Here is a 26810-nt window from a genome sequence, read left to right on the forward strand (position 1 = left end):
CGCCTCGACGCGGCGGCATCGACCGCCCGGTTCGGCGGACCACAACGAGCAGTACCGGCCACGCATCACGTAAGGCACGACGAGGAAGCGGCATCATGAGTACTTCGCGCGATATCCAGAAGCTGTTCGACCATTTCGGCGGCAATGCAGGCGATTACCAGGAAATCGGCCGGGAGAACGAGGCGCAGTCGGCGCGCACCCGCTGGCCGCTGCTCGCGACGCTCGACTTCGCGCAGCCCGCCATCCCCGACATCGGGCCGCGCCGCGAGGCGCAAGTGCATTCGAGCGAGCCATCCGACACGCAGCCCACGGGCATGCCCATCAATCGCGGCAAGCGCCAGCTCTTCATGCGCGCGCATCGCCGCGCGATTCCGCCGGTCACTCCGCCCGGCGCGGAATCGCTGAGCGCATTGCGCTTTGCGGCGACGGGCGAATCGGCGTCGGACGAGACAGGAACGATTCCTGATTCGGCCGTTGCAACCGTTGCTGCCGTTGCATCGGTTCCGCCGGTCGCGAACGCAGCCGCCGCGCTGAAGCCGGAACCCGCGCGCCGCGCCCCGGCACAAGTGCCTAAAAGCGTGCCGAGCGCGCCCGCGCCTTCCGCGCCCCAGTCCATCCTCGGCAAGCTCTTCAAGCCGCAAGCGCAAGAGGCGACGGACGCACCGGCGGATTCACTCAACGTCCTGTTCGAACGTCTGCGGCACGCCGGCCGCGCGGTGAGCGAACCCACGAACACGCGCGCCGGCCGCCTTCCCCGCTTATGAGAGTCATCACGGTAGTTTCCGCGAAGGGCGGCGTCGGCAAGACGACGCTCGCCGCCAATCTCGCCTCGGTGGTGGCCGCGCGCAACCGCCGCGTGATCGTGCTCGATCTCGATCCGCAGAACGCGCTGCGCCTGCATTTCGGCATTCCGCTCGACAGCATCGACGGCATCTCGCGCACGACGCTGAGCCGCGAGCCGTGGCAGTCGGTGATGTTCGACGGCGTCGATGGCGTGACCGTGCTGCCCTACGGCGCCGTGACCGAGGACGACCGCCGCCGCTTCGAGGCGCTCGTCGACAGCGACCCGTCGTGGCTCGCGCGCTCGCTCGATGCGCTCGCGCTGGATGCGAACGACATCGTGATCGTCGACACGCCGCCGGGCTCGTCGGTCTACACGCGCACCGCGCTGACGGCCGCGAACTTCGCGCTGAACGTGGTCTTGGCCGACGCCGCCTCCTACGCCGCGATTCCCGGCATGGAGCGCATGGTCGATGCCTACGCCGCGCCGCGACAGGACTTCGCCGGCCAGGGCTATGTCGTCAATCAGGTCGACCAGTCGCGCCAGCTGAGCAAGGACGTGCTCAAGGTGCTGCGCAACATGCTCGGCGCGAAGCTGTTTCCGGGCGTGATCCATCACGACGAAGGCGTCTGTGAATCGCTCGCGTGCGACACCACGCTCATTCACTACGATCCGCTCTCGCAAGCCGCCGCCGATCTGCGCGCGTGCGGCGAGTGGCTGCTCGCCGCTATCGATGCGATGGCCGCTTCGTCGAGGAAGCTCGCATGACTTCGGCCAAGATCCCGTCGCCCGAGACGGAGGTGAGCGTCGCGACCTCGCGGCTCGAACGTTTCGTCGATGCCAGCATCTGGGGCAGCCGCATCGTCGTCGTTCTCCTTACGATGTTCGCCGCGTTCGCGCTGTACTTCGTCGTGACGGTGCCGCTCGCGTTCGGCCAGCAGCTTGCGTTCGCGAGCATCTGCTTCGTCTGCGCGCTCGGATTCCGGCGTCTGCAAGGACAATACGCGACGCTCGTGATGATCATGCTGTCCATCGTCGCGTCGGGCCGCTACATGTACTGGCGGCTCACCGAGACCACGTACTGGGAACGCCCGCTCGACGCCGCGTGGGGCCTTTTGCTCGTCGCGGCCGAAGTCTACGCGGCGCTCGTGCTGCTGCTCGGCTACTTCCAGACCGCTTGGCCGCTCAAGCGCAAGCCGCTGCCGCTGCCCGCGGACCGCAGCCAGTGGCCGACCGTCGACATCTTCATTCCGACCTACAACGAGCCGCTCTCGGTCGTGAAGCCGACGATCTACGCCGCGCTCGCGCTCGATTATCCGACCGACAAACTCGCGATTCACGTGCTCGACGACGGCCGCCGTCCCGAGTTCAAGGCGTTCTGCGAGGAAGCCGGCGTCAACTGGACCATCCGCACGCATAACCGCCATGCGAAGGCGGGCAACATCAACGAGGCGCTGAAGATCACGAAGGGCGAATATCTCGCCATCTTCGACTGCGATCACATCCCGACGCGCTCGTTCCTGCAGGTCTGCCTCGGCTGGTTCCTGCGCGACAAGCTGCTTTCGATGCTGCAGACGCCGCATCACTTCTTTTCGCCCGATCCGTTCGAGCGCAATCTCGGCACGTTCCGCAAGGTGCCGAACGAAGGCGAACTGTTCTACGGTCTCGTGCAGGATGGCAACGATCTCTGGAACGCGACCTTCTTCTGCGGCTCGTGCGCGGTGCTGCGCCGGTCGATGGTCGAAGAGATCGGCGGCATCGCGGTCGAAACCGTCACGGAAGACGCGCATACGGCGCTCAAGCTGCATCGGCTCGGCTATACGACCGCGTATCTCGCGATCCCGCAGGCGGCCGGTCTCGCCACCGAAAGCCTGTCCGGGCATATCGGCCAGCGCATTCGCTGGGCGCGCGGCATGACGCAGATTTTCCGCATCGACAATCCGCTCACCGGCAAGGGCCTCAAGATCGGCCAGCGGCTGTGTTATCTCAACGGCATGCTGCACTTCTTCTATGGCGTGCCGCGTCTCGTGTTTCTCACCGCGCCGCTCTCGTACCTGTTCTTCGGCGCGCACGTGATCGAAGCGGCGGCGAGCACCATCGCCATCTTCGCGCTGCCGCACATGATGCACGCGAGCATCACCAATTCGCGCATGCAGCGCAGCTTCCGCCATTCGTTCTGGGCCGAAGTGTACGAATCGGTGCTCGCGTCGTACATCACCGCGCCGACGCTGCTCGCGGTCATCAACCCGAAGCTCGGCAAGTTCAACGTGACGGCCAAAGGCGGCCAGATCGCGAAGGACTACTTCGACTGGACCATCTCGCGGCCGTATCTGTTCCTGCTGCTTTTGAACCTGCTCGGCTTCGTCGCGGGCATCGTGCATATCGTCATGTATTGGCACGTACGCAGCGAAGTGAACACGACGCTGCTCAACCTGTGCTGGACGGTCTACAACATGCTGATTCTCGGCGCGTCGGTGGCGGCGGCGAGCGAGCGCAAGCAGGTGCGCGCGACGCATCGCGTGTCGATGAAGATGCCCGTCATGCTCAAGTTCTCGACCGGGCGCACGCTCGCCTGCGAGACCATCGACTATTCGGAAGGCGGCGTGGGCGTCGCGCTGCCGGGCAAGATCGCCGTGCCGATGCACGAGCGCGTCACCGTCTCGCTCTTTCGCGGCGACGAGGAATACGCGTTCCCCGCGACCGTCGGTTATACCGAGCCGGGCCGCGTCGGCCTGCGCTTCTCCGAACTCACGCGCGAGCAGGAATACGACTTCGTAAAGACGACGTTCGCGCGCGCCGATGCCTGGACCGGCTGGTCCGAGGGACGCCGCCCGGATACGCCGCTGCGCGGCTTGTCGCATGTGCTGCTGGTCGGCACGCGCGGCATCGCGGGATTGTTCGAGCATTTGTACAGTGACCTTCGCACCTGGATGAACAAGCGCCCGGTCGATGTGAACAAGCTGAAAACCAAAGACCGATAATGGGCATGGGAATGTCGAAGTTGCGCGTTGAACAACGAACGGGCGAGCGCGCGCCGCGTTTTTGCGAACGACCTCTGGCGCGTGCATTCGCGGTTTTCGTCGCGTTGCAGACCGCCTTCGCCGCGCCGTTCGCGTCCATCGCGGCGGCGGCGGATAGCGCGCCGCCGACGAGCGGCACGCAGCAGGCGACCGGCGTGGGCGCAGTACCTGCGCCGCGTCCGGCCGTCGTCTACAACCCCGCCGCGATCCAGCAGCCGGCGCTCGCGATGCCCGTTCCCGCCTTCTCCGGCAAGCCGGACAAGCCGCTCACCTCGCGCATGCCGACGACCGCCGATCCCGGCACGCTGGTGCCTGGCGGCCGCCGTCAGACGCTGACCTTCGCCGATTACGGCGCGCTCGATCCGCTGCAACTGCGCGGCACCGACGGCCAGAACGGCATCGCGTTCTCGGTGCGCGGCGACGAAGTGGTGACGGGCGCGGTGCTGCATCTGATCTACAGCTATTCGCCGTCGCTGTTGCCGTCCATTTCGCAACTGAAGGTGCTGATCAACGGCGAAGTCGCGGCGACGCTGCCCGTGCCGCGCGATCAGGCGGGCACGCTCGTCGCCCGCGACGTGGCGATCGATCCGCGCTTCATCACCGAGTTCAATCACCTCAACGTGCAGTTGATCGGGCATTACACGCAGCAGTGCGAGGACCCGTCCAGTTCGACGCTATGGGCGACCGTCAGCAACGCGAGCTCGCTCGATCTCACGTATGCGTCGATTGCCGGCAAGCCCGACCTCGCCGCGCTGCCGCTGCCCTTCTTCGACCGCCGCGACGTGCGCCGTCTCGAACTGCCGTTCGTGTTCGCGGGCAAGCCGAGCCTCGCCGCGCTGGAAGCGGCCGGCACCGTCGCGTCGTATTTCGGCTCGCTCGCGGGCTATCGCGGCGCGATCTTCCCGGCGCAGACCGACAACGTGCCGCTGTCGGGCAATGCCGTGGTGTTCGCCGTCGGCGATGCGAAAGTCGCGGGCGTCGCTATCCCAGCGGTGTCCGGGCCGACCATCGCGCTCGTCGAACGCGATGCGAACGCGCGCGGGCGTCTGTTGCTCGTGCTCGGCCGCGACGACAACGAACTGAAGACAGCCGCGAAGGCGCTGGGCATCGGCCGCAACGCGCTGTCGGGAACGAGCGCGACCATCACGCAATTCAACGACCTGCAACCGCGCCGCCCCTACGACGCGCCGAACTGGCTGCCGGCCGACCGTCCCGTGCGCTTCGGCGAACTGGCCGAAGCACAGGACCTGACCGCGCACGGCTACGACGCCGACGCGGTGCGCGTGAACCTGCGCGTGCCGCCCGATCTCTTCATGTGGCAGACGAAGGGCGTGCCGGTGGACCTGCGCTATCGCTATACGGTGCGCCCGGCGCCCGACCGTTCGTCGCTCAATATCAGCGTGAACAACGGCTTCGTGCAGTCGCTGCGCATTCCGGCCGTGTCCACTTCGACGTTCGATCTGGGCACGTACTTCAGCCGCGTGCTGCCGGACAAGACGGTCGCCGCGCGCCGCGAGATTTATCTGCCGCCGTTGCTCATCACGCCGCGCGCGCAACTGCGCCTGCACTTCTACTACGACATCCCGAAGACCGGCGAATGCCAGGGCCGCGTGCTGGATAACGTCGTGGGCGCGGTCGACCCGAATTCGACCATCGACCTTTCCGGCTTCCCGCACTACATGGCGCTGCCCGATCTGGCCGCGTTCGCGAACGGCGGCTTTCCGTTCACGCGCATGGCGGACCTCTCGCAGACGGCGGTCGTGCTGCCGAACGAGCCGAATTCGGCCGACTACAGCCTGTATCTGCTGGAAATGGGCCGCATGGGCGCATCGACGGGTTATCCGGTGACGGGCGTGACCGTGACGAGCGCGAACGACGTGGACCGCTTCGCGGACAAGGACCTGCTGATTCTCGGCTCGCCGGGACGCCAGCCCTTGCTGCAACGCTGGGCGAAGCAGATGCCTTTTTCGGGCGATGGCGACGCCCGCACCTTCCAGCTTTCCGATGTGGCGTTCAAGCTCGTCGACTGGTGGCACGGCGAGCAAGGTCCGGAACGCTCGCCCGCGCGCGCGGACCTTTCGCTCGTGAGTGCGAGCGGCGATGCGCTCCTGACCGGCTTCGAGTCGCCGCTCAAGAGCGGACGCAGCGCGGTCGCGCTCATCAGCGCGGCGGGGCAGTCGGACGCCGATCTGTCCGCCGCCCTGCTCGACAACGACCTGCTGCCGTCGATTCAAGGCGCGATGGCTGTGATCCACGGCCGCACCGTGACGGTCACGTCGAACGGCGAAGCGTATTACGTCGGCCATCTCTCGCCGATGCACTACATGCGCTGGGCGCTTTCCTCGCACCCGTTTCTGCTGGTGATCGCGGGCGTGCTCGCCTCGCTCATCATCGCCGCCCTGTTCTATCGCGCGCTGCGTTCGATCGCCGCGCGGCGTTTGAGGGACTGACATGCGGCCAACCACCGCCACACTCTTCGCCGGCGCGATGCTCGCGGCGGCCGCCCCCGGCGCGCAGGCCGCGCAGCAGTGCGACTGGCCCGCGTATCGCCTATTCGTCGAGCGTGTCGTACAGGCCGACGGCCGCGTGATCGACCGCTCGACCGAGACGCAGCAAACCACGTCCGAAGGTCAGTCGTATGCGATGTTCTTCGCGCTCGTCGCGAACGACCGCGCGACCTTCGACCGCGTGCTCAACTGGACGCGCACGAATCTCTCGGCCAATCAGTTCGACGCGGCGAGCCTGCGCCTGCCCGCGTGGCAATGGGGCAAGCGGCAGGACGGATCGTTCGGCGTCATCGATTCGAACTCCGCTTCGGACTCCGATGTGTGGATCGCCTATGACTTGTTTCAGGCCGGGCGTCTCTGGAAAGAGCCGGCGTACACGAAGCTCGCCTACGCGCTCGCGACGCAGATCGTGAAGCAGGAAGTCGCCGATCTGCCGGGACTCGGTCCCATGTTGCTGCCCGGCCCGCAAGGCTTTCGCACCGGCCAGCTCACGCGGCTGAATCCGGGCTATCTGCCGTTGCCGGTCTTGCGCGGCCTCGCGCAGGACATGCCGGACGGCCCGTGGACGAAGCTCGCGCAGAACGCCGCGAAGATGATCAGAATCACCTCGCCGCGCGGCTACGCGCCGGATTGGGCCGCCTATCAGGCGAGCGGCAACGGCCAGTTCGTCGTCGATCCGAAGAACGGCGATGTGGGCAGCTACGACGCGATCCGCGTGTATCTGTGGGCCGGCATGGCGTCGCCGGGCGATCCGCTCGCGCGTCCGTGGCTCGACGCGCTCGGCGGCATGCGCGCGAGCGTCGCGCAAACGGGCTTTCCGCCCGAGAAGGTCTCGACCATGAGCGGCGCGGCGAGCGGCGAAGGTCCGCTGTCGTACTGGGCCGCGCTCGCGCCGTACTTCAAGGCGCTGAACGACGAACGCGGCCTCGGCCTCGCGCGCGCGCGTCTCGAAGCGCTGGCCGCGCCGCCGGTCGCGGGCCGCGAGCCGGTCTACTACGACCGCGTGCTCGGACTTTTCGGCGGCGGTTTCATCGACGGGCGTTATCACTTCGATGACTTGGGCCGCCTCGTGCCGATGTGGAGAAGCGCATGCTGATCCCGACTCGCAAACGCGTGATCGCGGCGCTCCTGTGCGCCGCGCCGGCAATGGCCTGGGCGCAGGCGGCGACGACCGATCCGCTTACGGTGCTCATCGATCAGGGCAAGTACTGGCAGTCGCACCGGCGCGGCGACCTCGCGGAACAGGCGTGGCAGAAAGTGCTGCGCGTGAATCCGAAGCAGCCGGACGCGCTCTTCGGCATGGGCATGGTGCTCGCGGATCGCAAGGACGGCAGCGGCGCGCAGCAGTATCTCGCGCAGTTGCGTCAGGTCGCGCCGAACTATCCGAATATCGACGAACTCGGCCGGCGTCTCGGCGAGACCAGTTCGCGCGATCAGACCGTGAACGACGCGCGGCGTCTCGCGCAAAGCGGACAGAGCGCGTCGGCGGTGCAGGAATACAAGCGCGCGATCGACGGCAAGCCCGCGACGCCCGCGCTGCAACTCGAGTATTACCAGGCGCTCGCCGCCACGCCGCAAGGCTGGGACGAAGCGCGTCGCGGCCTCGAACAGCTGGCGCGCCAGAATCCGGACGATCCGCGCTATCAGCTTGCGTATGCGCAGCATCTGACGTATCGCGATGCCACGCGGCGCGACGGCATCGCGCGGCTCGCGAAGCTGTCGGGCGACAGCGCGGTCGGCGCGGACGCGAAGAAAAGCTGGCGGCAGGCGCTTTTGTGGCTCGGCGCGCGGGCATCGGATGCGCCGCTTTATCAGGCATATCTGCAAGCCTCGCCGGACGATGCCGCCGTGAAGGCCCGCTTCGATTCGATGGTGCAGCAGGACAGGTCCGCGCGCGAACGCTCGCAGGCCGACGCCGCCGTCGATGCGCGCGGGCGCACCGTCGCGGATGGTTTCGCCGCGCTGGATCACGGCGACCTCGCGGCGGCGCGCGCGCGCTTTTCGTCGGTGCTCGCGAGTAATCCCAACGACGCCGACGCGCTCGGCGGCATGGGCGTCGCGGCGCTGAAGCAGGAGCGTTTCGCGGAGGCCCGCACGTATCTCGAACGCGCGTCGCGGGCCGGCAACCCGGCGCGCTGGAAGGACGCGCTCACGAGCGCAACGTACTGGACCTATACGAGCGATGCCATCGGCGCGCGCAGCAACGGCCAGATCGCGCAGGCGAAGGCGCTCTTCGAGCGCGCCATCGCGGTCGATCCGTCCGATGTCACGGCGCAAGTGCTGCTCGGCGAAATGCTGCTTGCAAACGGCGATCCGCGCGGCGCGGAAGCCGCGTACCGCATGGCGCTGCGCCGTCAGGCCGACAATCCCGATGCGATCCGCGGGCTCGTCGGCGCGCTGGCCGCGCAGGGCCGCGGCGACGAGGCGCTCGCCTTCGCCAACAAGCTCAATACGGAGCAGCAGGCGAAAGCCGGCGGCATCAACACGCTGCGCGGTCAGGCGCAGGCCGCTCAGGCGCGCGCCGCCGAAGCGCGGGGCGATCTCGGCGCGGCGCGCAGTCTCTTCGAAGACGCTCTGCTCAACATGCCGGACGATCCGTGGCTGCGGCTCGACCTCGCGCGCATCTACGTGCGTCAGGGCGCGGTCGGCAATGCGCGCAGCATGATGGACGGCCTGCTCGCGACGCATCCAGACATGACCGACGCTCTCTATGCGAGCGCGCTGCTTTGTGCGGAGACGCAGGACTGGTCGGCGGGTCTCGCGCAACTGGACCGCGTGCCGCAGGCAAAGCGCACGTCCGCGATGACGACGTTGCAGCATCGCTTGTGGGTGCATCAGCAGGCGGAACTCGCGACGCGCGCCGCCGCTGCCGGCCAGAACGGGCAGGCGTTCGCGATCCTGCGCAGCGCCGAGCCGGTCGCGGCGGGCAACGCGGAACTCATGGGTGCGGTTGCGTCGGCGTATGTGAACGCGGGCGATCCGGCGCGCGCGCTGTCGCTGATTCGCGGCGCGGTCGCGAATGCGCCGAACGATGTCGGCTTGCAACTGCAATACGCGGGCATTTTGTCCGCCACGCATCAGGATGCCGAACTCGGCTTCGTCATGCGGCGTCTTTCCGCGACGCAGCTCACCACGCAGCAGCGTCGCGACTTCGACAATCTGAACGTGGGCATCGTGATCGCGCAGGCGGATGCGGTGCGCAGGCAAGGCGACCTCGCCGCCGCTTACGACGTGATCTCGCCGTGGCTCGCCGCGATGCCCGACAATGCCGACCTGATAGCGGCGCTCGGCCGCATGTACACCTCGGCGGGCGATGACCGCAACGCGTTGTCGTGTTACCGCGCGGCGCTCTCGCGCCGTCCCGACGACGTGGGCTTGCAGACGGCGGCGATGTCGGCGGCAAGCGGCGTGCGCGACTTCAAGCTGGCCGAATCGCTCGCGAAGCAGGCTTACGACGCCGCGCCGAACGATCCGGGCGTGCTCGCGGGCATCGGCCGGATGTATCGCGCGGAAGGCAAGCTGGATCTCGCCGCGCAGTTCCTGCAACGCTCGCTCGTCGCCGCGAATACGCCTGCGACGGCGAACGCGTCCGGGCAAAGCAATCGCGTGCCGCGCGACTGGCAGAGCGCGATGCAACGCATCGCTTCGATGCCGCTGCCGGGCACCAATCCGTTCGAAGGCAAGACCGCGGTCGATACGGCTGCGGCGTCGCTTTCATCGTCGAGTGCGAATAACGCGGGCGCGTATCGGCCCGTCACCCTACCGAACAATCAGCAAGCCGTGCCGTCCTATCCGCCACCTAGTCTCCCTGGTGCAGCGCCTTATTCTGTGCCTTATTCCGCTCCTTCGATGACACCGCGCGCGGCCGCAAGCGGCGGCTATGGCGGTGCAGCGGATGGGACGGCGCAAGCGGGCGGTCGCGCTGTGCGCGGCGGCTTTGGTCCCGATGCTTATGAATCGGTGCAGACGGGCGGCTACGGCGGCGCTTCGGATGGCACGGGGCAATCAGGCAGTCGACGCGAACTTGGCGGCTATGGTGGCGATGCTTTTGGGTCGGCGCGGGCGGGCGGTTATGGCGGCGCTACCGATGCAACGGGGCAAGCGGGCGGTCCGCGCGAGTTCGGCGGCTATGGCCGCGATGCCTACGGCTCGGCGCAAGAGGGCGGTTACGGTGCTTCCGATGGCACGCTGCAAGCGGGCAGTCGGCGCGAGTTAGGCGGCTATGGTGGCGATGGCTATGGCTCGGCGCAAGCGGGCGCTTATGGCGAGCAGCCGACGCGAGCCGATGGCACAGCGCTATCCGTCGGTTACTCCGCGCCGGCTCGTGCCTATAGCTACGGATCGGACAGCTACCGTCCGGCGCAACGCGGAGCTTATGCCCCACCGCCGGCGACGGCTTACGGCAATGGCTACGGTCCCGACACTTACGGCGCGGCGCAATCGGGCGCGCCGCTTCAGCCGTATCCCGGGCAAGAGGCGAACGGTTATCCGCCGCAGGGCTATCAGCCGTACGCGCAACAGGCTCCCGCATACCCGCCCGCATCGGACGGCTATGACAGTTCGCCTTGGCCGATGTCCCCAGCCGCCCGCGATGCTCAAGCCAACGCCTACGCACCTCAAGCCGCGGCGAGCGTGCCGGTCGGCAAGCGCACAGCGACGCGCAAGAGCACAGCGCAGAAGGCGCGTGCGGCCGATCCGTACGCGTACGGGCAGCAGGCTTATCAGCAACAGCCGTATCAGCAGCAGCAGTATCAGCAGCAAGCGTACGCGCCGCAGCCGTATTCGCAGCAGCCGTATTCGCAGCAGCCGTATTCGCAGCAGCCGTATTCGCAGCAGCCGTATCCGCAGCAACCGTATCCGCAGCAGCCTTATCCGCAACAACAATACGCCCAGCAGCCGTACATCCCGCAGCCGCCCGCCGGCTATGCGCAGCCCTACTACGCGGCGCAGCCGCAAGCCGCGCAGCGCGCCGCGACGGCGGCATCGATGGGCGCCTCGGGCTTGCCTGCACCAGCGACGAACCCTCAAACCGTGGGCGTCGCGGAAGAACTGGCGGCAATCAACCGCGAGCAGGCCAGCACCATCACGGGCGGCGTGCTGTTTCGCAATCGCAATGGCGAGAACGGCCTGTCGAACCTGACCGACATCGAAGCGCCGATCGAAGGCCGCATCAAGGCGGGCAACGGCCATATCGTGCTGCGCGCCACGCCCGTCACGCTCGATGCCGGCACCGCGAGCGGCAGCAACAACACGCTCGCGCGATTCGGCGCGGGCGCGAGCAACAATTCGCCGAGCCTGACCAACGACTTCGGCTCGCAGACGGCGACGGGCGTCGGCCTTTCCGTCGGCTATGAAAACCGCAACATCCAGGCCGATGTCGGCACGACGCCGCTCGGCTTTCGCGAAACCAACGTCGTCGGCGGACTGCAGTATCAGAACGCCATCACGGACAAAGTGTCGTACTCGCTCGCCGTCGCGCGGCGCGCCGTCACCGACAGCCTCTTGTCCTACGCCGGCGCGCGCGATGCAGGCGCGGGCCTCGAATGGGGCGGCGTCACATCGAGCGGCGCGCGCGCCGCGCTCGGCTGGGACGACAGCACCAACGGCGTCTACGTGAACGCGGCGTACCAGTTTCTCGACGGCAAGCACGTCGCGACCAACAGCGCGGTGAAAGGCGGCGGCGGCATCTATACGCGTCTCATCAAGGATGCGGATCAGACGCTGACCGTGGGCGCGAACGCCACGCTGATGCACTACGACAAGAACCTCTCGTACTTCACGTACGGACAGGGCGGTTACTTCAGCCCGCAGCAGTACGTGATCCTGAATTTTCCGGTCGAATACATGGGACGGCTGGGGATGTTCAGCTACGACGTGAAGGGATCGATCGGCGTGCAGCATTACCGGCAGGATGCGTCGAACTACTTCCCGACCGACAGCGCGCGTCAGTCCGCAGCCGCGAGTTCACCGCTCAATCCGGACGCGGGCGCGGTCTACCCGGGGTCGAGCAAGACGGGCGTTTCATACTCGCTCAACGCGACCGGCGAATACCAGCTCGCGCCGCAGCTCGCGTTCGGCGCGACGGCATCGTTCGGCAACGCGTATCAGTATCGCGAATGGCTCGCCGCCGTGTATGTGCGCTATAGCTTCACGCGTCAGGGCGGCGCGCAGGCGGTGTTTCCGCCGCAGGCTTTTAGTTCGCCGTATTTGTCGCTGGCGAATTGAGGGGGTGCGAGCAGCGGTGGCGACGCACTGACTATGCTCAGCCCGCATACCGGGCGGCGCAGCGCGCTTGGACGTAGCGACCGGATGAGGCATTACTAGCCCCCCGACGCATTGGCAGTCCGTAAGGCTGACAATAAATGACATTGCGGTGGTCTACCACGCAGCGATTCCTGGCACCATACGACGGAAGCAATTCGGGCAACGCTGCGCGCCAACAAAGGCGCAACGTTGCCGCGAGAAACAGAAGGCCGACAGTCGGGATGTGAAGCATGGAGTTGTGTGTTGTTTATGTCTTGACTAATCCAGCCATGCCGGGTTTGGTCAAGATCGGTCACACGAGGCAGGAAGACGCCAACACGCGCATTGGCCAGTTGTACACCACGGGCGTACCCGTGCCTTTTACCGTTGAATTCGCCTGCAAAGTGAGGAATGGCGAAGAGGTCGAGCGAGCGCTCCATCTCGCGTTCGCACCCAACCGGATCAACCCTAAACGCGAGTTCTTCCAAATTGAGCCGGAGCAGGCAATCGCCCTTCTTCGTCTTTTGCACGTCGAGGATGTGACTGTCGAAGTAGAACGTCAGCCGTCGTCAGTTGACGAACTCTCGAAGTCCGCTGGCGATCGCATGAAATCGCGCAGGCCAAACTTGAACTTCGAGGAAATGGGTATTCCCAAGGGCGCCGAACTGCGGTCTGTGTTGACCGGCAAGGCGGCAATCGTCGTCAACGATCGAACAGTCGAGTTCGAGGGAGACGAGATGTCGCTTACGGCGGCCACTCGAAGAGATCTGTGTCTCGAATACAGCGTGGCGCCGGCACCGTGTTGGACGTACGAAGGAGCGTCACTTCGCGCGATATATGACGATACATACGGAGTCTGAATTCGTCACCGCTGGCGCTGATGGCTAGACCAACGCCTGAAGCTCGCGTCAGGCGCAGGAGTTGAGGGGCGCTCTGGCGTATCTGTGCTCCGTCAGAGTCCGCAGAAACCGGACATCGTCACGCCTCGCAAGGTTTGGTCAGCGATGCGCTGCCCCCCCTATTCCACTTCCCCGTCGTCGCTGTCCGCAGTCTTCGCATCGCGCTCATGGCTCATCGCAGCGTTCGCGAGCGTCGCCGCCACGGCGGGCGCTTTCTCCTTCCGCTCGCTATAGCGGTCCGTCAGGTAATCGGAGCGGTCGCGCACGAGCAGCGTGAACTTGTACAACTCCTCCATCACATCCACGACGCGGTCATAGTATGACGATGGCTTCATGCGCCCGTTCGCATCGAATTCCTGATACGCCTTCGCCACCGACGACTGGTTCGGGATCGTCACCATGCGCATCCAGCGGCCCAGCACGCGCAGCGCGTTCACCGCATTGAAGGACTGCGATCCGCCGCAAACCTGCATCACGGCGAGCGTGCGGCCTTGCGTCGGACGCACGCCGCCGAGTTCGAGCGGCAGCCAGTCGATCTGATTCTTGAACACGGCGGTCAGCGTGCCGTGGCGCTCGGGACTGCACCAGACTTGTCCCTCCGACCACTCCGACAGCTTGCGAAGCTCGACGACCTTCGGATGATCCGCCGGAACGCTGTCGGCAATCGGCAGGTCATGTGGATCGAAGACCTTCGTTTCGGCGCCGAAGTGCCGGAGAATCCGCTCGGCTTCCAGCGTCAACAAGCGGCTGTACGACGTGGGACGCAGCGAGCCATAGAGCAGCAGGATGCGCGGCGCGTGCGTCGAGACGGCGCGCGGCGCGAGCTTATCGAGGTCCGGCGTGTCGAGTAACGGCAGTGTGACGTTGAGCAAGTCGGAAGGCATCAGCGGGGGCTCCGGCCATTGGTTAGCGCGCTCATCGATTGTTGTCCTCAGCCTGAGCGCGCATCATACCAGCGCTGCGCAGGGCTGACGACGCCTGCGACGAGCGCCATGACCGGCACTTCGATCAGCATTCCCACCATCGCTGCCAGCGCAGCGCCCGGCTCAGAGCCGAACGGGCTTACCCTTGTCCAGGTAAGCCACGCTCACGTATTACCGCTCCGAAGCGAACGCCATCCCCATACGTTCACTTCGCCCCCAGCAGATGCGGAAGGAACTGCGGGATATGCGGAAAGAAGATGATCAGCAGAAGGTCGACGACCAGCGCGAAGATGAACGGCAGAATCGCGCGAGTCGCCTTCTCCACCGACACGCCGCCTATGGACGCCGCCGTGAAGAGGCAGAAGCCGATCGGCGGCAGATTGATGCCGATGGCCGAGTTGATGAGCACGATCACGCCGAACACGATCGGATCGATATGCATCTGCACGACGAGCGGCAAGAACACCGGAATCACCACCGCGATGCTCGAAATGGTTTCGAGCACGGTATGGGCCGCGATGAGGAACAGATTGATCAGAATCAAGAGCACGATGGCGCTCGTGGTGACCGCGAGGAAACTGTTCGCCACGTGCAGCGGAATCTGCGCTTCGATCAGATATCGCCCGAGCACGAACGCAAGCCCGAGCAGGAACGATACGCGCGTGGTGTTCACCGAAGTGCGAACCAGTATGTCCTTGAAATGCGAGAGCTTGAGCGTACGGAAGATAAACGCGCTCACCAGGGTCACGTAGACCGCTGCGACGACGCCCGCCTCGACCGGCGTGAAGATACCGCCGAGAATGCCGCCCAGAATGATGATCGGCGTGAGCAGTGCCCAGAACGCCTCGCGGAACGTCGTCCAGAGCTTGCGCGCATCGAACGGCTCCACCGCGCTGTAGTCGTTCTTAACGGCCGTCACGTAATTGACGATCATGAACGACGCGACCACGAGCAGCATCGGCAAGATGCCCGCGATGAACATGGTGCCCACCGAAACGTTCGCCGTGTACGCGTAGACCAGCATGCTCATCGACACGGGCGACAGCAGCCCGAGCGAGCCCGCCGCCGATTGCAGCGCCACCGCGAATGCACGGTTATAGCCCTTCTTCACCATGCCGGGAATCATCACGGAACCGATCGCGGCAGTGTCCGCCGTGGCCGAGCCGGACAAGTCCGCGAAGAACATGCTCGCGACGATCGTCACCTGACCGATGCCGCCGCGCATGAAGCCCACGAGCGCCTGCGAGAACTCGATGATGCGCTTGGACACGCCACCCGCGTCCATGATCGCCCCCGTCAACATGAAGAACGGAATGGCGAGCAGGCCCACGTTGTTGAGGTTCGAGAACAGTTGCTGCGGAATGACGAGCAGCGGCGTGCCGTTGATCGACAGCGCGATGGTCGCCGCTATGCCGATGCAGATGGCCACCGGCACGCCCAGCCCGAGCAGCCCTGCTCCAAAAGCGATTGCCCACATGATGTTTATCCTAGAGATGTTCGGACACGCCTTCGATCAGCGTGGCATCGGTCTGCGCCTGCGGCGCGAGGTGCGAGACGACGATGCGCACGAGCGAATGAAACGCGAGCAGCGCGCCGCACACGGGGATCGAAAGATACGGATACACCATCGAAATCGGAATCGACGCGGCGGTTTCGGTGCCCATCAGCGCCAGCATGTCGGTGCCGTACAGCACGAACACCGCGCCGAGCGCGAGAATCGCGCAGTCCGTGAAGTCCTTGAGCAGCGGCGCGATGGCAGCAGGCATGCGGTCCGCCAGCACGCGCACTTCCGGATGCGCGCGCAGCTTCACGCCGGCTGCGGCGCCCAGACACGTCAGCCATACGAACAGATAAGCCGACACTTCGTCCGACCACGACAGTGAATCGTGCAGCACGAAGCGAAAGAACACCCCGAGTCCGGCTACGATCACCGCCGCGAGCAGCAGGCAGCTACAGACAAACAGATTCATCCTGAGCACGATGTCGTCGACGAACATCAAGCCGCGAGCGAGCTTTTCCATGCGTGTCACCTCCGATGCCGGGTTGGAACCACGGGCGTCGTTCGCATCGTTCATTTGGACGCGACCGCCGACGCTTGCTTGGCCGTGTTGATTTCCTGATACAGCGCCGGGCCGTCCGGAATCTTCGCGATCAGTTCATCGCGTGCCGCCTTCGTCGCCTGCGCCCATGGTGCCGTGTCGACCGTCGTGACCTGAATGCCCTTGGACTTCATCGCGGCGATAGCGGCGTCGTATTCATGCTTGTATTCCTTCAGGTCGTAGTCGGCCGCGATCTTCGCGGACTCCTGAAACGCCTTCTGGTCCGCGGGCGAGAGCTTGTCCCATGACGCCTTGCTCATCGCCAGCACAACGGGCAGATAGTTCACGTGCGTCACATAGAAATGCTTGGCGACATCCGAGAACTTGTCTTGCACGAACTGTTCGGGCGAAGTGTCGGCGCCATCGACGAGGCCTTGCGAAAGCGCGAGGAACAACTGGTTATAGGCGAGCGGTGTCGGATTGGCGCCGAGCGCCTTGTAGCCCGCGATATAGCCGGGGCTCTGCATCACGCGCACCTTGAGGTCCTTCATGTCCGCAAGCGAATTGACGGGACGCTTGGTGGTGAACAGATTGCGTTCGCCCACCGCGAGCCACGTGAGGCCGATCATGTTCACGGGCTTCATCATGTCGAGATACTTGCGGCCGACCGGACCTTGCAGCACGGCGTTCGCTTCGTCCATGCTGGAGAAGAGATACGGCATGTCGAAGATCTGCCACTGCTTGATGGTGTTGTCGATAGGCGCCTGCGCGGAAATCATCAGGTCTTGCGTACCGGTGCGCAATGCCTGTGTCATCTGTACTTCGCCGCCCAGCTGCGATTGCGGGAACAGTTGTATTTCGACATGGCCATGCGTGCGCGCCGCGACTTCCTTGGCGAACACCTGCGCCGTGAGCTGATAGTGGTTGTCGGGTGCCAGCGTGTGGCCGAGCTTCATCACGACCTTGTCCTGCGCGATAGCGCCCGTCGATGCCGATACGCACACTGCGGCAAGCACCGCGCTCATCGCCACGCGCAGCATGCTCTGCGCTCTGGAAAGCGAACTCATGTTGTCTCCTTGCTCGATATGGACACCGCCCGGCCCACGCCTCGCATCGGCAGATTGCCGTCTTGCGACGCGCTCGAAGGCCAGCGGGTTGACGCAAGTATTTGTGATCGCAGCGATGGTGCGTTAGGACCGGTTTTCGAATTTCTTGGACTTTTTTACGGCGCTGTCCCGCGTGATCCCGCGCGCTGCAAAAAAGTCCAAAAGATCGCGTGAACCGTCCTACCGGTTGCAGGCGGGCTCTCTTTAAAGTGAGTTTCACGCTAAAGGCACGGTGCCGGAACGCATCGCACCGTATTCACGCAACCGACCACGACCCATCACGACAGATCACGACATGGCCAAACGCCCTCATATGGATTGCTATGCAATCGGCGACACAGCCGATTTTGCGAAGACCGTTTCCGAATACGACATTTACGGTTTTGCCGGCATCGTCGGCGACTTTTACGCCGTGCATCTCAACGAGGAATACGCGAAAGGCACGCGCTTCGAGCGGCGCATCGCGCAAGGCTGCTTGTCGGTCGGGTTTCTCTCGACCGTCATGGGCCATATGGCGCGGAAGGCGCCAAGCCCCGGCGCGGTGTCGTATCGCTATGACATCACGTTCAATGCACCCGTGTTCATCGGCGATACCGTGACCGCTCGTCTGACGCTCGAAGAGAAGGACGATGAGCGCAACGTCTGCGTGTTCGCCGCCGATGTGACGCGCCAGGACGGCGTCGTCGTCGCATCCGGCAAGACCTATCTCAAAGTGCTGTGACGCCATGCAGAATAGCCCGCTTCCCGTTCTCTCCACGCAGCACGGCAGCCTGCGTCTTTTGACACTCAATCGCGCCGACAAGCTCAACGCATTCACGCCCGAGATGCTGGCTTTGCTTTCTGCCAGCATCGAAGAAGCTCTCGCCGACGAAGCGACGCGCGTGATCGCGATCACCGGCAGCGGGGCCAAGGCCTTCGCCGCGGGCAACGATATCGAGCGCCTCGTCTCTCTCGATGGCGTCGCCGCCTATCGCGACATGGTGGCCGGTCAGCGCGCGCTGCTGCGCCTGCACGATTGCGCGAAGCCGACCATCGCGATGGTCAACGGCTATGCGCTCGGCGGCGGCTTCGAACTGGCGCTGGCGTGCGACTTCATCGTGGCCTCGACCAACGCGAGCTTCGCGTTCCCGGAAATCACGCTCAACACGATGCCCGGCTGGGGCGGCACGCAACTCGCCGTCGCCAAGATGGGGCTCGCGTGCGCCAAACGCTTCGTCATGAGCGGCAGGCGCTTTTCCGCGCAGGAATGCGAGGCGTACGGCTTCATTCACGGGCTCGCGGCTCCTGACGAGCTCTTCGACGCCGTGCAGTCCTTGGCCGCGACCCTCGCTTCCTACGATCCGTTCGCAATCGAAATGTCGAAGCGGGCCCTGAACCGCGCGAACGAGTTGCCCTTGTCGGCGGGACTCGATTTCGAAGCCGCGCAATACGCGGTGAACTTTTCGAGCGAGGGCGCGCGGGCCGGGCTGCGGCAATTCCTCGAACGCCAGTCCGCGCGACGCACGGCCCGCACCCACCTTGCACCGGTCACGCCATGACGACAACGCTCAATCAGCCTCACTGGCTCGGCGAACAGCACACGATGATCCGCGAAGCGGTGCGACGCTTCGCGGAAAACGAAGTCGCACCGCAGTCGGAATCGCTCTGGGAGGACGAGGCGTTTCCGTATGCGCTCTGGCGGCATGCCTGCGAACTCGGCTTCACCGGTTTGCCCTATCCGGACGCGTTCGGCGGCGGCGGTGGCGACTGGCTCTCCTTCGTGATCGTGCTCGAAGAAATGGCCCGCGTGGATTGCGCGGTCGCCAATGCGCTGATGGCGAATTCCACCGTCGCGAGCCTGCTGAACAACTACGGCACCACCGAACAGAAAGCGCGCTATTTGCGGCCCATTCTCGACGGCACGCAGATCGGTTCCATCGGTCTTTCGGAGCCGGACGCAGGTTCGGATGCGGCGAACATCGGCACGCGGGCGGTGTTCGACGGCGAGCAGTGGATCATCGATGGCGCGAAGACCTTCATCAGCAATTCGGGCACGGAGATAGGCGGGCCGACGGTGATCGCGGCGGCGACGGGCACGCGACCCGACGGCCGCAAGGAGATCTCCAATTTCATCGTGCCGCAGGGGACGCCGGGCTTCAGCAAGGGACGCAAGCTGCGCAAGATCGGCTGGCGCGCTTCCATCACGCATGAACTGTTCTTCGACCGCTGCGCCATTCCGGCGAATCAGCTTCTCGGCGAACGCGGCGCGGGGCTGCGTCAGACGCTGGCGCAGATCAGCACCGGACGCATTCTTATCGGCGCGCTTGCACTGGGCATCCTGCAAGGGTCGCTGGAACGCTCGATGGCCTATATGAAGGAGCGGCGCGCGTTCGGGCGAGCCATCGCCGACTTTCAGGGGCTTCAATTCAAGGTTGCCGACATGGCCACCGATGCCCATGCCGCGCGTCTCATGCTCTACGACGCCGCCGCGCTCAAGGATGCCGGCTTGCCGTTCGACGCGCAGGCTTCGCAGGCCAAGCTCTTCGCCACCGAACACGCGATGAAGGCCGCGCATCAGGCGGTGCAGATTCATGGCGGATACGGCGTGATGGCCGAGTTCGCGGTCGCCCGCGCATTCGGCGACGCGAAGGTGCTCGAAATCGTCGAAGGCACATCGGAAATACAGCGCATGATCATCGCGCGCACGCTGCTCGCGTGAACGCGCTTCGGAACCGAGGGGAACGTTATGCTGGAAGGCATCAAGGTATTGAGCTTCACGCACTTCTTGCAAGGGCCCGCCGCCGTGCAGATGCTCGCCGACGTGGGCGCGGATGTCATCAAGATCGAGCCGCCGGGCGGCGCATTCGAACGCGGCTGGACCGGCGCGGATGCCTTCGTCGAAGGCGTGAGCGTGTTCTTTCTGCTCGGCAACCGCAATCAACGAAGCATCTCGCTCGATTTGCGCGAGCAACCCGCACGCGAGATCGTGTGGCGTCTGATCCGCGAAGCGGATGTGCTCATCGAAAACTATCGGCCCGGCGTGCTGGACAAGATGGGCTTCGGTTACGCGCAGGTGCATGAGGTCAATCCGCGCCTCGTCTACTGCTCTTGCACGGGATACGGTTCTTCGGGTCCGTATCTGAAGCGTCCGGGGCAGGACTTGCTGCTTCAGGCGATGAGCGGCATGACCATGCTCTCCGGCGATGCGGAGTCGCCGCCCACGCCGGTCGGCTCGGCGATCGTCGATCAGCATGCCGCCGCGCTGGCCGCATTCGGCGTGGTGGCCGCGTTGCAGGCGCGCGAGCGGACCGGCGTGGGCACGCGAGTGGAGAGCAATCTGCTCAACGCCGCGCTCGATCTACAGATCGAGCCCTTCACGTACTACATGAACAAGGGGCCGCTGTGGGCGCGCACGCATCCGCCGACCGGCAGCCGCTTTCATCCGGCGCCCTATGGCGTGTATCAGACGCGCGACGGCTACATCGCGATGTCGCTCACGCCTGTACAGAAACTCGCGGGCGCATTGTCGTGTCCCGCCCTCGCGGAGTTCACGCATCCGAAGGATAACGTCCGGCGCCGCGAGGAAATCAATCGCCTTGTCTACGACACCCTCAAGACGCGCACGACAGCAGAGTGGATGCATACCTTCGAGGAACACGACATCTGGTTCGCGCCCGTCAACGATTACGAACAGGTCGAGCACGATCCGCAGGTCTTGCACAATCAGATGATCGTGTCGTTCGAGCATGAGCAGGCGGGGCCCGTGCGGGTGCTCGCGCATCCGGTCCGCTATGACGGCGAGACGCCGCCCTTGCGCCGTCATCCGCCGAAACAGGGACAACATACCCGCGAAGTGCTCGCGGAACTGGGTTACACGCCGCAAGAGATCGACGCTTATGTCGAGGGCGGCATTGCGTTGACATCGAGGAGAGAAGCATGAGCGCACAACCGAACAACTGGCCGGCGCTCCTGCGCTTCGAGGATGTCGAGATCGGCCGCACGCAGGTGATCGTGCATACGGTGACAGAAGCGGAAGTGAACGCGTTCGGACGTCTGTCGGGGGATCTGAACCCGCTGCACATGGAAGATGCGTTTGCCGAATGCTCGCCCTTCGGACGGCGCGTGGTGCATGGGCTGTTGACGGCCGCGCTTGTGTCGGCAGCCCACACGGAACTCACGGGCCCGGGCTTCGCTTACGTCGGGCAGGAACTGCGCTTTCTCGGGCCGGTTTATATCGGCGACACGGTGACGATCAACGTGTGCGTCGTCGAGAAGAAGCCGGCAAAGCGCATCCTCGTTATGGATACGACCGTTCGAAACCAGCAGGGACGTGTGGTGCTGAGCGGGCTTTCCGCGCTCAAGGAACTGCGCTTCGATCAGGCGCTGATGGCCCGCAATCTCGCCGCATGACCTCCGCACCACACCTTGCATGGTGTAAATGCCAGTAACGTCGACGGTCACTGCACCGCTACACTGCGTGCAGTGGCCCGCGATTTTCGGGCAGGCTGGCAGGCGCGGGACACAGCGCCGCCAACAGGGAGGAGACAGTTGGATACCGCTTGTTGTTGCCACGTCCCGGTCATCAGGATCGAGGACTACGAATACGGCGCGCACGTCAAGACGCCGGACTTTCACCTCGCGCCCATCGAGGCGCTGAAATCGACGCTCGTTTATCCGCATCGGCACGACTTCTATCATGTGATGTGGGTGATCGCCGGCAGCGGCTCGCACGTGATCGATTCCGTGCGCTACGAAGTCCGCCCCAATACGCTGTACTTCATGACGCCGGGGCAGATTCACGATCTGGATCTCTCCGCCGACACGCTCGGTTATTCGATCAGCTTTTCGTCCGAGTTCTTCGCGTTTCGCGTGCAGAACCGCCACACCGAAACCGAGGTGCCTGTCTACAACTTCGAACAGCTCGGTGCGTGCCTGCATCTGAACGATGCACAGGTCCGCGAACTCTCGCGCGTGATGGACGGAATCCGCGAAGAGTATCGCGATGAGCAAATCGGCTACACGGACGCGATCTGGGCCTGGCTGCATGTATTCCTGATCAAGGTGGCGCGCATGTGCGACGCCGCCGCCATGCGCGACGCCGCCGCCTCGCGCAGCGTGCTGCTCTCGCGCCGCTTCAAGAGCCTGCTGGAGAAACACTTTCGTTCGGTGAACGAAGCATCCGACTACGCACGCCTCCTGAACGTGACCGAACGGGCTCTGAACGAGGCAACGCGGCAGGCACTCGGCAGCACCGCGCCCAAACTCATTCGGGAACGCGTGATGCTCGAGGCCAAGCGTTTGCTGCTTCACTCCGAGGTGAATGTGGCGGAGATCGCCGCCATGCTGTCTTTCGACGATCCCGCTTATTTCAGCCGCTGCTTTCGCAAGCACACAGGCCGTTCACCGATCGACTACCGGCGCAGCCTCGACAAGCTGCATATCTGATTCGTCGTGCGCCGCCTGAGTGCGGAAATGTCCAACAGTTCACGCGTTTCATCCTAACGCCGTCGCGCAGGCTCTTTTTAGAATCGTCCTGCGCATGACGAACTCAAGGAGACACCGTGTCGAACGCAACGAATCCGATGGCGCTATCCGAGGAACAGATCAGGCTGTTTCGCGAAACGCTAGACAAGACTGCACAGAAAGTCGCCGCCGACGAACTCACGTTCGGCGTCGAATTCCCGCAAGTCACCGGTCCCGACGGCCAATGGGTACGTCTGCCCGCCTCGCTTTCCGCGGGCTATGACGGCGACGCGTGGAGCCACGGCAACTGGTTCTGCGGCTTCTGGGTCGGGCTTCTGCTGACGTCGTATCTGCATACCGGCGAGGCGCGCTTCCTCGAATGGGCGCGTGCCCGCATGCTGCTCGTCGGGCAGCGCGCGCAAGACCCGAATACGCACGACATCGGCTTCATATTCGATAGCAGCGCCGTGCCGGGGCATCACATTACCGGCGACGAATGGTTCGCGGACCTGGCGCTCGAAGCCGCCGACAAGCTGCGCGCGCGGCTCGTGACCACTCGCGACGGCGCTTATCTCGCGTCATGGGGACCGCTGTCGGATCCGCGTGGCCGAAGCGCATCGGCAATCGACACGATGGCGAATCTGTCGCTGCTCTACTGGGCCGCGAATCATGCCGACGACGGCAGCTACCGGCAAGCCGCCGATGCGCACGCCGAGATGACCGCCCGCGCCTTCGTGCGCGATGACGATTCCACTTACCACGCCGTCGAATACGATGTGGAAAGCGGCGCGCGCAAACGCGGCTATACGTTTCAGGGCGCCTTCGACGAATCCGCGTGGAGCCGTGGTCAGGCATGGGCGGTTTACGGTTACGTGAACTCTGCGCGCGAAACCGGCAAGCGCAAGTATCTCGACCTCGCCGAACGTCTTGCCGATTACTATCTGCGTCGCCTGGAAGGGCGTCTGGTGCCGCCGTGGGACTTCGACGCCCGAGGCCGCGATGCGGAAATCAAGGACACCGCGGCCGCTGCGGTGGTTGCATCGGCGCTGCTGGAAATGGCGCGTCTGCATCCGGATACGCAGGTCGGCGCAAAGTGGCAGCGCCACGGCACCGCGATGCTCGAAGCATTGTGCCGCGAAGAATTCACGAAGGACGGCCAGCACGGCTTGCTGCATAACTCCTGCTATTCGAAGCCGCATAACATCGGCGTGGATGGCGCGACCATGTTCGGCGATTTCTTCTTCGTCGAAGCGCTCTGCCGTGCCGTGCATCCGGGCAAGCTGCGGCCGCTCGGTGACGCGCGCATTGCGCTTGCCTGAGCTTCACGCGTTCCGCTTCGAAAGGCCGGCATGGGACCATGCCGGCTTCATTGCACTACCGCATTGTTAGGATGCCTATACACCAGCCGACACGAGTAACCGCGAGTCCCTTTGACTGACTCGCGTCACTCCGATATGCGTTTGAAGCTCGCGTAGTAATCGTCGGTGTAGTAGCACTCGCTGGTCTGTTTGCGCGGACCGCCGCACACGATGCGGCGTTGCCCGCGATCCGTCGAGCCTGGCGTGCGGACGGTGTAGGCGTGGTAGTACCCACGCGGCTGCTGCGGCAGCAACGCCGCGCTATTGCGAAAGAGCACGCCGTCATCTCGATACGGGAACGGGCCGCCCGCTTTGATCAGACGCAATGTGTCGGCGGCTTCGCCCGGCAACTGCGCCTTCGCGACGGCAGGCAATGCGCCTCGCTCCTGCGGGCCCGATGCGGCCTGCGCGCCGCTCGCGGCGCCAGCTTGTGCAGGCGCCTGGCTGGCGCTTGCCCCGGTTTCCTGAGTTGCGTTCTGCGAGCCGCTCTTGTTGCATCCGCCAAGTACGGCGCTCAAGGCGAACAAGCAGGGGTAGATCCATGCGCGTTTGACCAAGCCGTTGTCTCCGGTTGACCTGCATTCGACGACCGCGAACCGTCCAAGCATATCTCTAGTGGCCGAGTGCAGCAATCGAAGCCATGCAATCTTCGACGCACACGCGAACGCGATCACTTCATGCCTCCCGATTCCGTCGACATTGCGGAAAGTAACGCGATACGCTGGCAGAATCGAGCGCAGACGCGGCCTCATTCCTTGCACCGCAGCAATGACCGGACCCGCGCGATAAGCCTCAAAACAAGCGCCATTCGCGCGCAACAACGAACGCTTTCAAGGAGCCGCCCCATGCTGTCGAAAGAAACCAGTTACGAAGATGCGGTCGAGGGCTTTCACTGGGCCATTCCCGAGCACTACAACATCGGCGTGGACGTATGCGACAAATGGGCGGCCTCGCGTCCCGACGACACGGCTCTGATCCACGAACATCGCGACGGCAGCATCGAACGAATGACCTTCGCGGAGTTGCGAAGCCAGAGCAATCGCGCCGCCCACTGCTTTCGTGCGCATGGCATCGTGCAGGGCAGTCGGGTCGCGATCCTGATCGCGCAATCGCCGCAGACGGCCATCGCGCATATCGCTGCTTTCAAGCTCGGCGCGATCTCGGTGCCGTTGTTTGCGCTCTTCGGCGAGGAAGCGCTGGAGTTTCGCCTGCGCGACAGCGGAGCCAGCGTGCTCGTGACCGATGCCGCAGGCGCGCGAAAAATCGCAGGCATTCGCGACCGGTTGCCCGCGCTGCGCACGGTGTTCGTGACAGGCGCGCAGCCCGAAGCGAGCGGCGCAGTCGAGAACTTCGACACGGCGCTCGCCGTGCAGTTCGACACCTTCGAGCCCGTGGCCACAAGAGCCGATGACCCCGCCGTCATCATCTATACGTCCGGCACCACAGGCAAGCCGAAGGGCGCGTTACATGCGCATCGCGTGCTGCTCGGTCATCTTCCGGGAGTCGAGATGTCGCATGGCGGTTCGATCACTCAGACCGACATGTTCTGGACGCCCGCGGACTGGGCATGGATCGGCGGCCTGCTCGATGTCCTTCTACCCGCGCTGCACCACGGCGCTACCGTTGTTTCGCATCGCTTCGACAAGTTCAGTGCAAGCGCGGCGTTCGATCTGATGAGCCGTCACGGCGTGACGCACGTATTCCTGCCGCCGACCGCGCTCAAGATGCTGCGTACCGAAAAAGCGCCGCGCGAGCGATGGAACCTGCGGCTGCGCTCAGTCGCGAGCGGAGGCGAATCGCTAGGCACAGAGCTGCTGACGTGGGGCCGCGAAGCACTCGGCATCACCATCAACGAGTTCTACGGTCAGACCGAATGCAACATGGTCGTCTCGTCGTGCGGCAACTGGTTTCCGGCCCGGCCCGGCGCAATCGGACGCGCGGCGCCAGGACACGACGTGCGCGTGGTGAACGACCAAGGCGTCGTGCAGCCGGTGGATGAGATCGGCAACATCGCGATCAAGACGCCGGACCCCGTCATGTTCCTGGGCTACTGGAACAATCCTGCGGCCACAGCCGAGAAATTCGCGGGCGACTATCTGCTCACGGGCGATCTGGGCCGCATGGACAGCGACGGTTTCGTCCACTACGTGGGCCGCAACGACGACGTCATCACGAGCGCGGGTTATCGCATCGGGCCGGGACCCATCGAAGATTGCCTGCTCGGCCATCCCGCCGTTCGGCTGGTGGCCGTCGTAGGCGTGCCGGATGCCGAGCGGACCGAGATCGTCAAAGCGTGCGTCGTCCTGAGCGAGGGCTTCTCACCGAGCGACGAACTGACTCGCGAACTGCAGGACCATGTGCGCACGCGTCTCGCCGCGCACGAATATCCGCGCTCGATCGAATATCGTGAATCGCTGCCGATGACATCGACCGGAAAGCTCATCAGGCGTGAGTTGAGAGACAGCTAACCGTTCACGCGACGACGGCGCGGT

General features: G+C 64.7%; 20 protein-coding genes. 15 read left to right on the plus strand and 5 right to left on the minus strand.

Features of this window, described 5'->3' with window-relative positions:
* Window positions 1-95 precede the first annotated feature (95 nt).
* From bcsP to LDZ26_RS17565, 7 genes are all read left to right on the plus strand, one after another.
* Window positions 96-764: a cellulose biosynthesis protein BcsP gene (gene bcsP / locus LDZ26_RS17535; RefSeq protein ID WP_244849430.1), complete on the plus strand. Its 669-nt coding sequence runs from the start codon at window positions 96-98 to the stop codon at window positions 762-764.
* A complete protein-coding gene (gene bcsQ / locus LDZ26_RS17540) occupies window positions 761-1549 on the plus strand; it encodes a cellulose biosynthesis protein BcsQ (RefSeq protein ID WP_244849431.1) in 789 nt (262 codons plus the stop codon). The genes bcsP and bcsQ overlap by 4 nt, the downstream gene beginning before the upstream one ends.
* Window positions 1546-3762, plus strand: coding sequence for a UDP-forming cellulose synthase catalytic subunit (bcsA, locus tag LDZ26_RS17545; protein ID WP_244849432.1), 2217 nt, complete (start codon window positions 1546-1548; stop codon window positions 3760-3762). The genes bcsQ and bcsA overlap by 4 nt, the downstream gene beginning before the upstream one ends.
* Window positions 3762-6251 (plus strand): cellulose biosynthesis cyclic di-GMP-binding regulatory protein BcsB, encoded by a 2490-nt coding sequence (gene bcsB, locus LDZ26_RS17550; RefSeq protein ID WP_244849433.1) that lies wholly within the window; start codon window positions 3762-3764, stop codon window positions 6249-6251. The genes bcsA and bcsB overlap by 1 nt, the downstream gene beginning before the upstream one ends.
* Window position 6252: 1 nt before the next feature.
* Complete coding sequence (gene bcsZ, locus LDZ26_RS17555; protein WP_370650698.1) at window positions 6253-7404, plus strand: cellulose synthase complex periplasmic endoglucanase BcsZ; 1152 nt, start codon at window positions 6253-6255, stop codon at window positions 7402-7404.
* Window positions 7398-12533 carry a cellulose biosynthesis protein BcsC gene (locus LDZ26_RS17560; protein WP_244849434.1) on the plus strand — a complete coding sequence of 1712 codons (5136 nt, stop codon included), beginning with the start codon at window positions 7398-7400 and terminating at the stop codon, window positions 12531-12533. The genes bcsZ and LDZ26_RS17560 overlap by 7 nt, the downstream gene beginning before the upstream one ends.
* A 269-nt stretch (window positions 12534-12802) precedes the next feature.
* On the plus strand, window positions 12803-13411 hold the full coding sequence (locus LDZ26_RS17565; RefSeq protein WP_244849435.1) for a GIY-YIG nuclease family protein: 609 nt from the start codon (window positions 12803-12805) through the stop codon (window positions 13409-13411).
* A gap of 158 nt (window positions 13412-13569) precedes the next feature.
* Here the strand turns inward: LDZ26_RS17565 and arsH are convergent, their stop codons facing one another.
* From arsH to LDZ26_RS17590, 4 genes are all read right to left on the minus strand, one after another.
* Window positions 13570-14334 carry an arsenical resistance protein ArsH gene (gene arsH / locus LDZ26_RS17570; RefSeq protein ID WP_244849436.1) on the minus strand — a complete coding sequence of 255 codons (765 nt, stop codon included), beginning with the start codon at window positions 14332-14334 and terminating at the stop codon, window positions 13570-13572.
* 244 nt (window positions 14335-14578) lie between these two features.
* Window positions 14579-15850, minus strand: coding sequence for a TRAP transporter large permease (locus LDZ26_RS17580; protein WP_244849437.1), 1272 nt, complete (start codon window positions 15848-15850; stop codon window positions 14579-14581).
* Window positions 15851-15860: 10 nt separating this feature from the next.
* Window positions 15861-16394, minus strand: a complete 534-nt coding sequence (locus LDZ26_RS17585) for a TRAP transporter small permease (RefSeq protein WP_244849438.1) — start codon at window positions 16392-16394, stop codon at window positions 15861-15863.
* A 50-nt stretch (window positions 16395-16444) separates the two neighbouring features.
* Window positions 16445-17479 (minus strand): TRAP transporter substrate-binding protein, encoded by a 1035-nt coding sequence (locus LDZ26_RS17590; RefSeq protein ID WP_244849439.1) that lies wholly within the window; start codon window positions 17477-17479, stop codon window positions 16445-16447.
* A 334-nt stretch (window positions 17480-17813) separates the two neighbouring features.
* Between LDZ26_RS17590 and LDZ26_RS17595 the strand changes: the two genes are divergently transcribed.
* From LDZ26_RS17595 to LDZ26_RS17625, 7 genes are all read left to right on the plus strand, one after another.
* A complete protein-coding gene (locus tag LDZ26_RS17595; RefSeq protein ID WP_244849440.1) occupies window positions 17814-18239 on the plus strand; it encodes a MaoC family dehydratase in 426 nt (141 codons plus the stop codon).
* Window positions 18240-18243: 4 nt separating this feature from the next.
* The gene (locus tag LDZ26_RS17600; protein ID WP_244849441.1) at window positions 18244-19056 is read left to right on the plus strand and encodes an enoyl-CoA hydratase/isomerase family protein; all 813 of its coding nucleotides are present in this window, start codon (window positions 18244-18246) and stop codon (window positions 19054-19056) included.
* Window positions 19053-20216 (plus strand): acyl-CoA dehydrogenase family protein, encoded by a 1164-nt coding sequence (locus tag LDZ26_RS17605; protein WP_244849442.1) that lies wholly within the window; start codon window positions 19053-19055, stop codon window positions 20214-20216. Before LDZ26_RS17600 ends, LDZ26_RS17605 begins: the two co-directional genes overlap by 4 nt.
* 27 nt (window positions 20217-20243) lie before the next feature.
* Complete coding sequence (locus LDZ26_RS17610) at window positions 20244-21437, plus strand: CaiB/BaiF CoA-transferase family protein (protein ID WP_244849443.1); 1194 nt, start codon at window positions 20244-20246, stop codon at window positions 21435-21437.
* The gene (locus LDZ26_RS17615; RefSeq protein WP_244849444.1) at window positions 21434-21907 is read left to right on the plus strand and encodes a MaoC family dehydratase; all 474 of its coding nucleotides are present in this window, start codon (window positions 21434-21436) and stop codon (window positions 21905-21907) included. Before LDZ26_RS17610 ends, LDZ26_RS17615 begins: the two co-directional genes overlap by 4 nt.
* Window positions 21908-22045: 138 nt before the next feature.
* Window positions 22046-22942, plus strand: coding sequence for a helix-turn-helix domain-containing protein (locus LDZ26_RS17620; protein WP_244849445.1), 897 nt, complete (start codon window positions 22046-22048; stop codon window positions 22940-22942).
* Window positions 22943-23058: 116 nt separating this feature from the next.
* Complete coding sequence (locus LDZ26_RS17625; RefSeq protein ID WP_244849446.1) at window positions 23059-24279, plus strand: glycoside hydrolase family 88 protein; 1221 nt, start codon at window positions 23059-23061, stop codon at window positions 24277-24279.
* Between the two features lie 125 nt (window positions 24280-24404).
* On the opposite strand, the gene LDZ26_RS17630 is transcribed toward LDZ26_RS17625, so the two are convergent.
* Window positions 24405-24926 carry a ribonuclease gene (locus tag LDZ26_RS17630; RefSeq protein ID WP_244850289.1) on the minus strand — a complete coding sequence of 174 codons (522 nt, stop codon included), beginning with the start codon at window positions 24924-24926 and terminating at the stop codon, window positions 24405-24407.
* Between the two features lie 237 nt (window positions 24927-25163).
* Here LDZ26_RS17630 and LDZ26_RS17635 point away from each other — a divergent pair, with 237 nt between their 5' ends.
* Window positions 25164-26786 (plus strand): acyl-CoA synthetase, encoded by a 1623-nt coding sequence (locus LDZ26_RS17635; RefSeq protein WP_244850292.1) that lies wholly within the window; start codon window positions 25164-25166, stop codon window positions 26784-26786.
* Window positions 26787-26810 lie beyond the last annotated feature (24 nt).

The organism is Caballeronia sp. SL2Y3 (genome assembly GCF_022879575.1).
Lineage (GTDB): Bacteria > Pseudomonadota > Gammaproteobacteria > Burkholderiales > Burkholderiaceae > Caballeronia.

Excerpts from the sequence above, each read along its gene's own strand:
- bcsP (WP_244849430.1), top strand. The coding sequence starts at position 96 with ATGAGTACTTCGCGCGATATCCAGAAGCTGTTCGACCATTTCGGCGGC.
- bcsQ (WP_244849431.1), top strand. The coding sequence starts at position 761 with ATGAGAGTCATCACGGTAGTTTCCGCGAAGGGCGGCGTCGGCAAGACG.
- bcsA (WP_244849432.1), top strand. The coding sequence starts at position 1,546 with ATGACTTCGGCCAAGATCCCGTCGCCCGAGACGGAGGTGAGCGTCGCG.
- bcsB (WP_244849433.1), top strand. The coding sequence starts at position 3,762 with ATGGGCATGGGAATGTCGAAGTTGCGCGTTGAACAACGAACGGGCGAG.
- bcsZ (WP_370650698.1), top strand. The coding sequence starts at position 6,253 with ATGCGGCCAACCACCGCCACACTCTTCGCCGGCGCGATGCTCGCGGCG.
- LDZ26_RS17560 (WP_244849434.1), top strand. The coding sequence starts at position 7,398 with ATGCTGATCCCGACTCGCAAACGCGTGATCGCGGCGCTCCTGTGCGCC.
- LDZ26_RS17565 (WP_244849435.1), top strand. The coding sequence starts at position 12,803 with ATGGAGTTGTGTGTTGTTTATGTCTTGACTAATCCAGCCATGCCGGGT.
- arsH (WP_244849436.1), bottom strand. The coding sequence starts at position 14,334 with ATGCCTTCCGACTTGCTCAACGTCACACTGCCGTTACTCGACACGCCG.
- LDZ26_RS17580 (WP_244849437.1), bottom strand. The coding sequence starts at position 15,850 with ATGTGGGCAATCGCTTTTGGAGCAGGGCTGCTCGGGCTGGGCGTGCCG.
- LDZ26_RS17585 (WP_244849438.1), bottom strand. The coding sequence starts at position 16,394 with ATGGAAAAGCTCGCTCGCGGCTTGATGTTCGTCGACGACATCGTGCTC.
- LDZ26_RS17590 (WP_244849439.1), bottom strand. The coding sequence starts at position 17,479 with ATGAGTTCGCTTTCCAGAGCGCAGAGCATGCTGCGCGTGGCGATGAGC.
- LDZ26_RS17595 (WP_244849440.1), top strand. The coding sequence starts at position 17,814 with ATGGCCAAACGCCCTCATATGGATTGCTATGCAATCGGCGACACAGCC.
- LDZ26_RS17600 (WP_244849441.1), top strand. The coding sequence starts at position 18,244 with ATGCAGAATAGCCCGCTTCCCGTTCTCTCCACGCAGCACGGCAGCCTG.
- LDZ26_RS17605 (WP_244849442.1), top strand. The coding sequence starts at position 19,053 with ATGACGACAACGCTCAATCAGCCTCACTGGCTCGGCGAACAGCACACG.
- LDZ26_RS17610 (WP_244849443.1), top strand. The coding sequence starts at position 20,244 with ATGCTGGAAGGCATCAAGGTATTGAGCTTCACGCACTTCTTGCAAGGG.
- LDZ26_RS17615 (WP_244849444.1), top strand. The coding sequence starts at position 21,434 with ATGAGCGCACAACCGAACAACTGGCCGGCGCTCCTGCGCTTCGAGGAT.
- LDZ26_RS17630 (WP_244850289.1), bottom strand. The coding sequence starts at position 24,926 with ATGCTTGGACGGTTCGCGGTCGTCGAATGCAGGTCAACCGGAGACAAC.
- LDZ26_RS17635 (WP_244850292.1), top strand. The coding sequence starts at position 25,164 with ATGCTGTCGAAAGAAACCAGTTACGAAGATGCGGTCGAGGGCTTTCAC.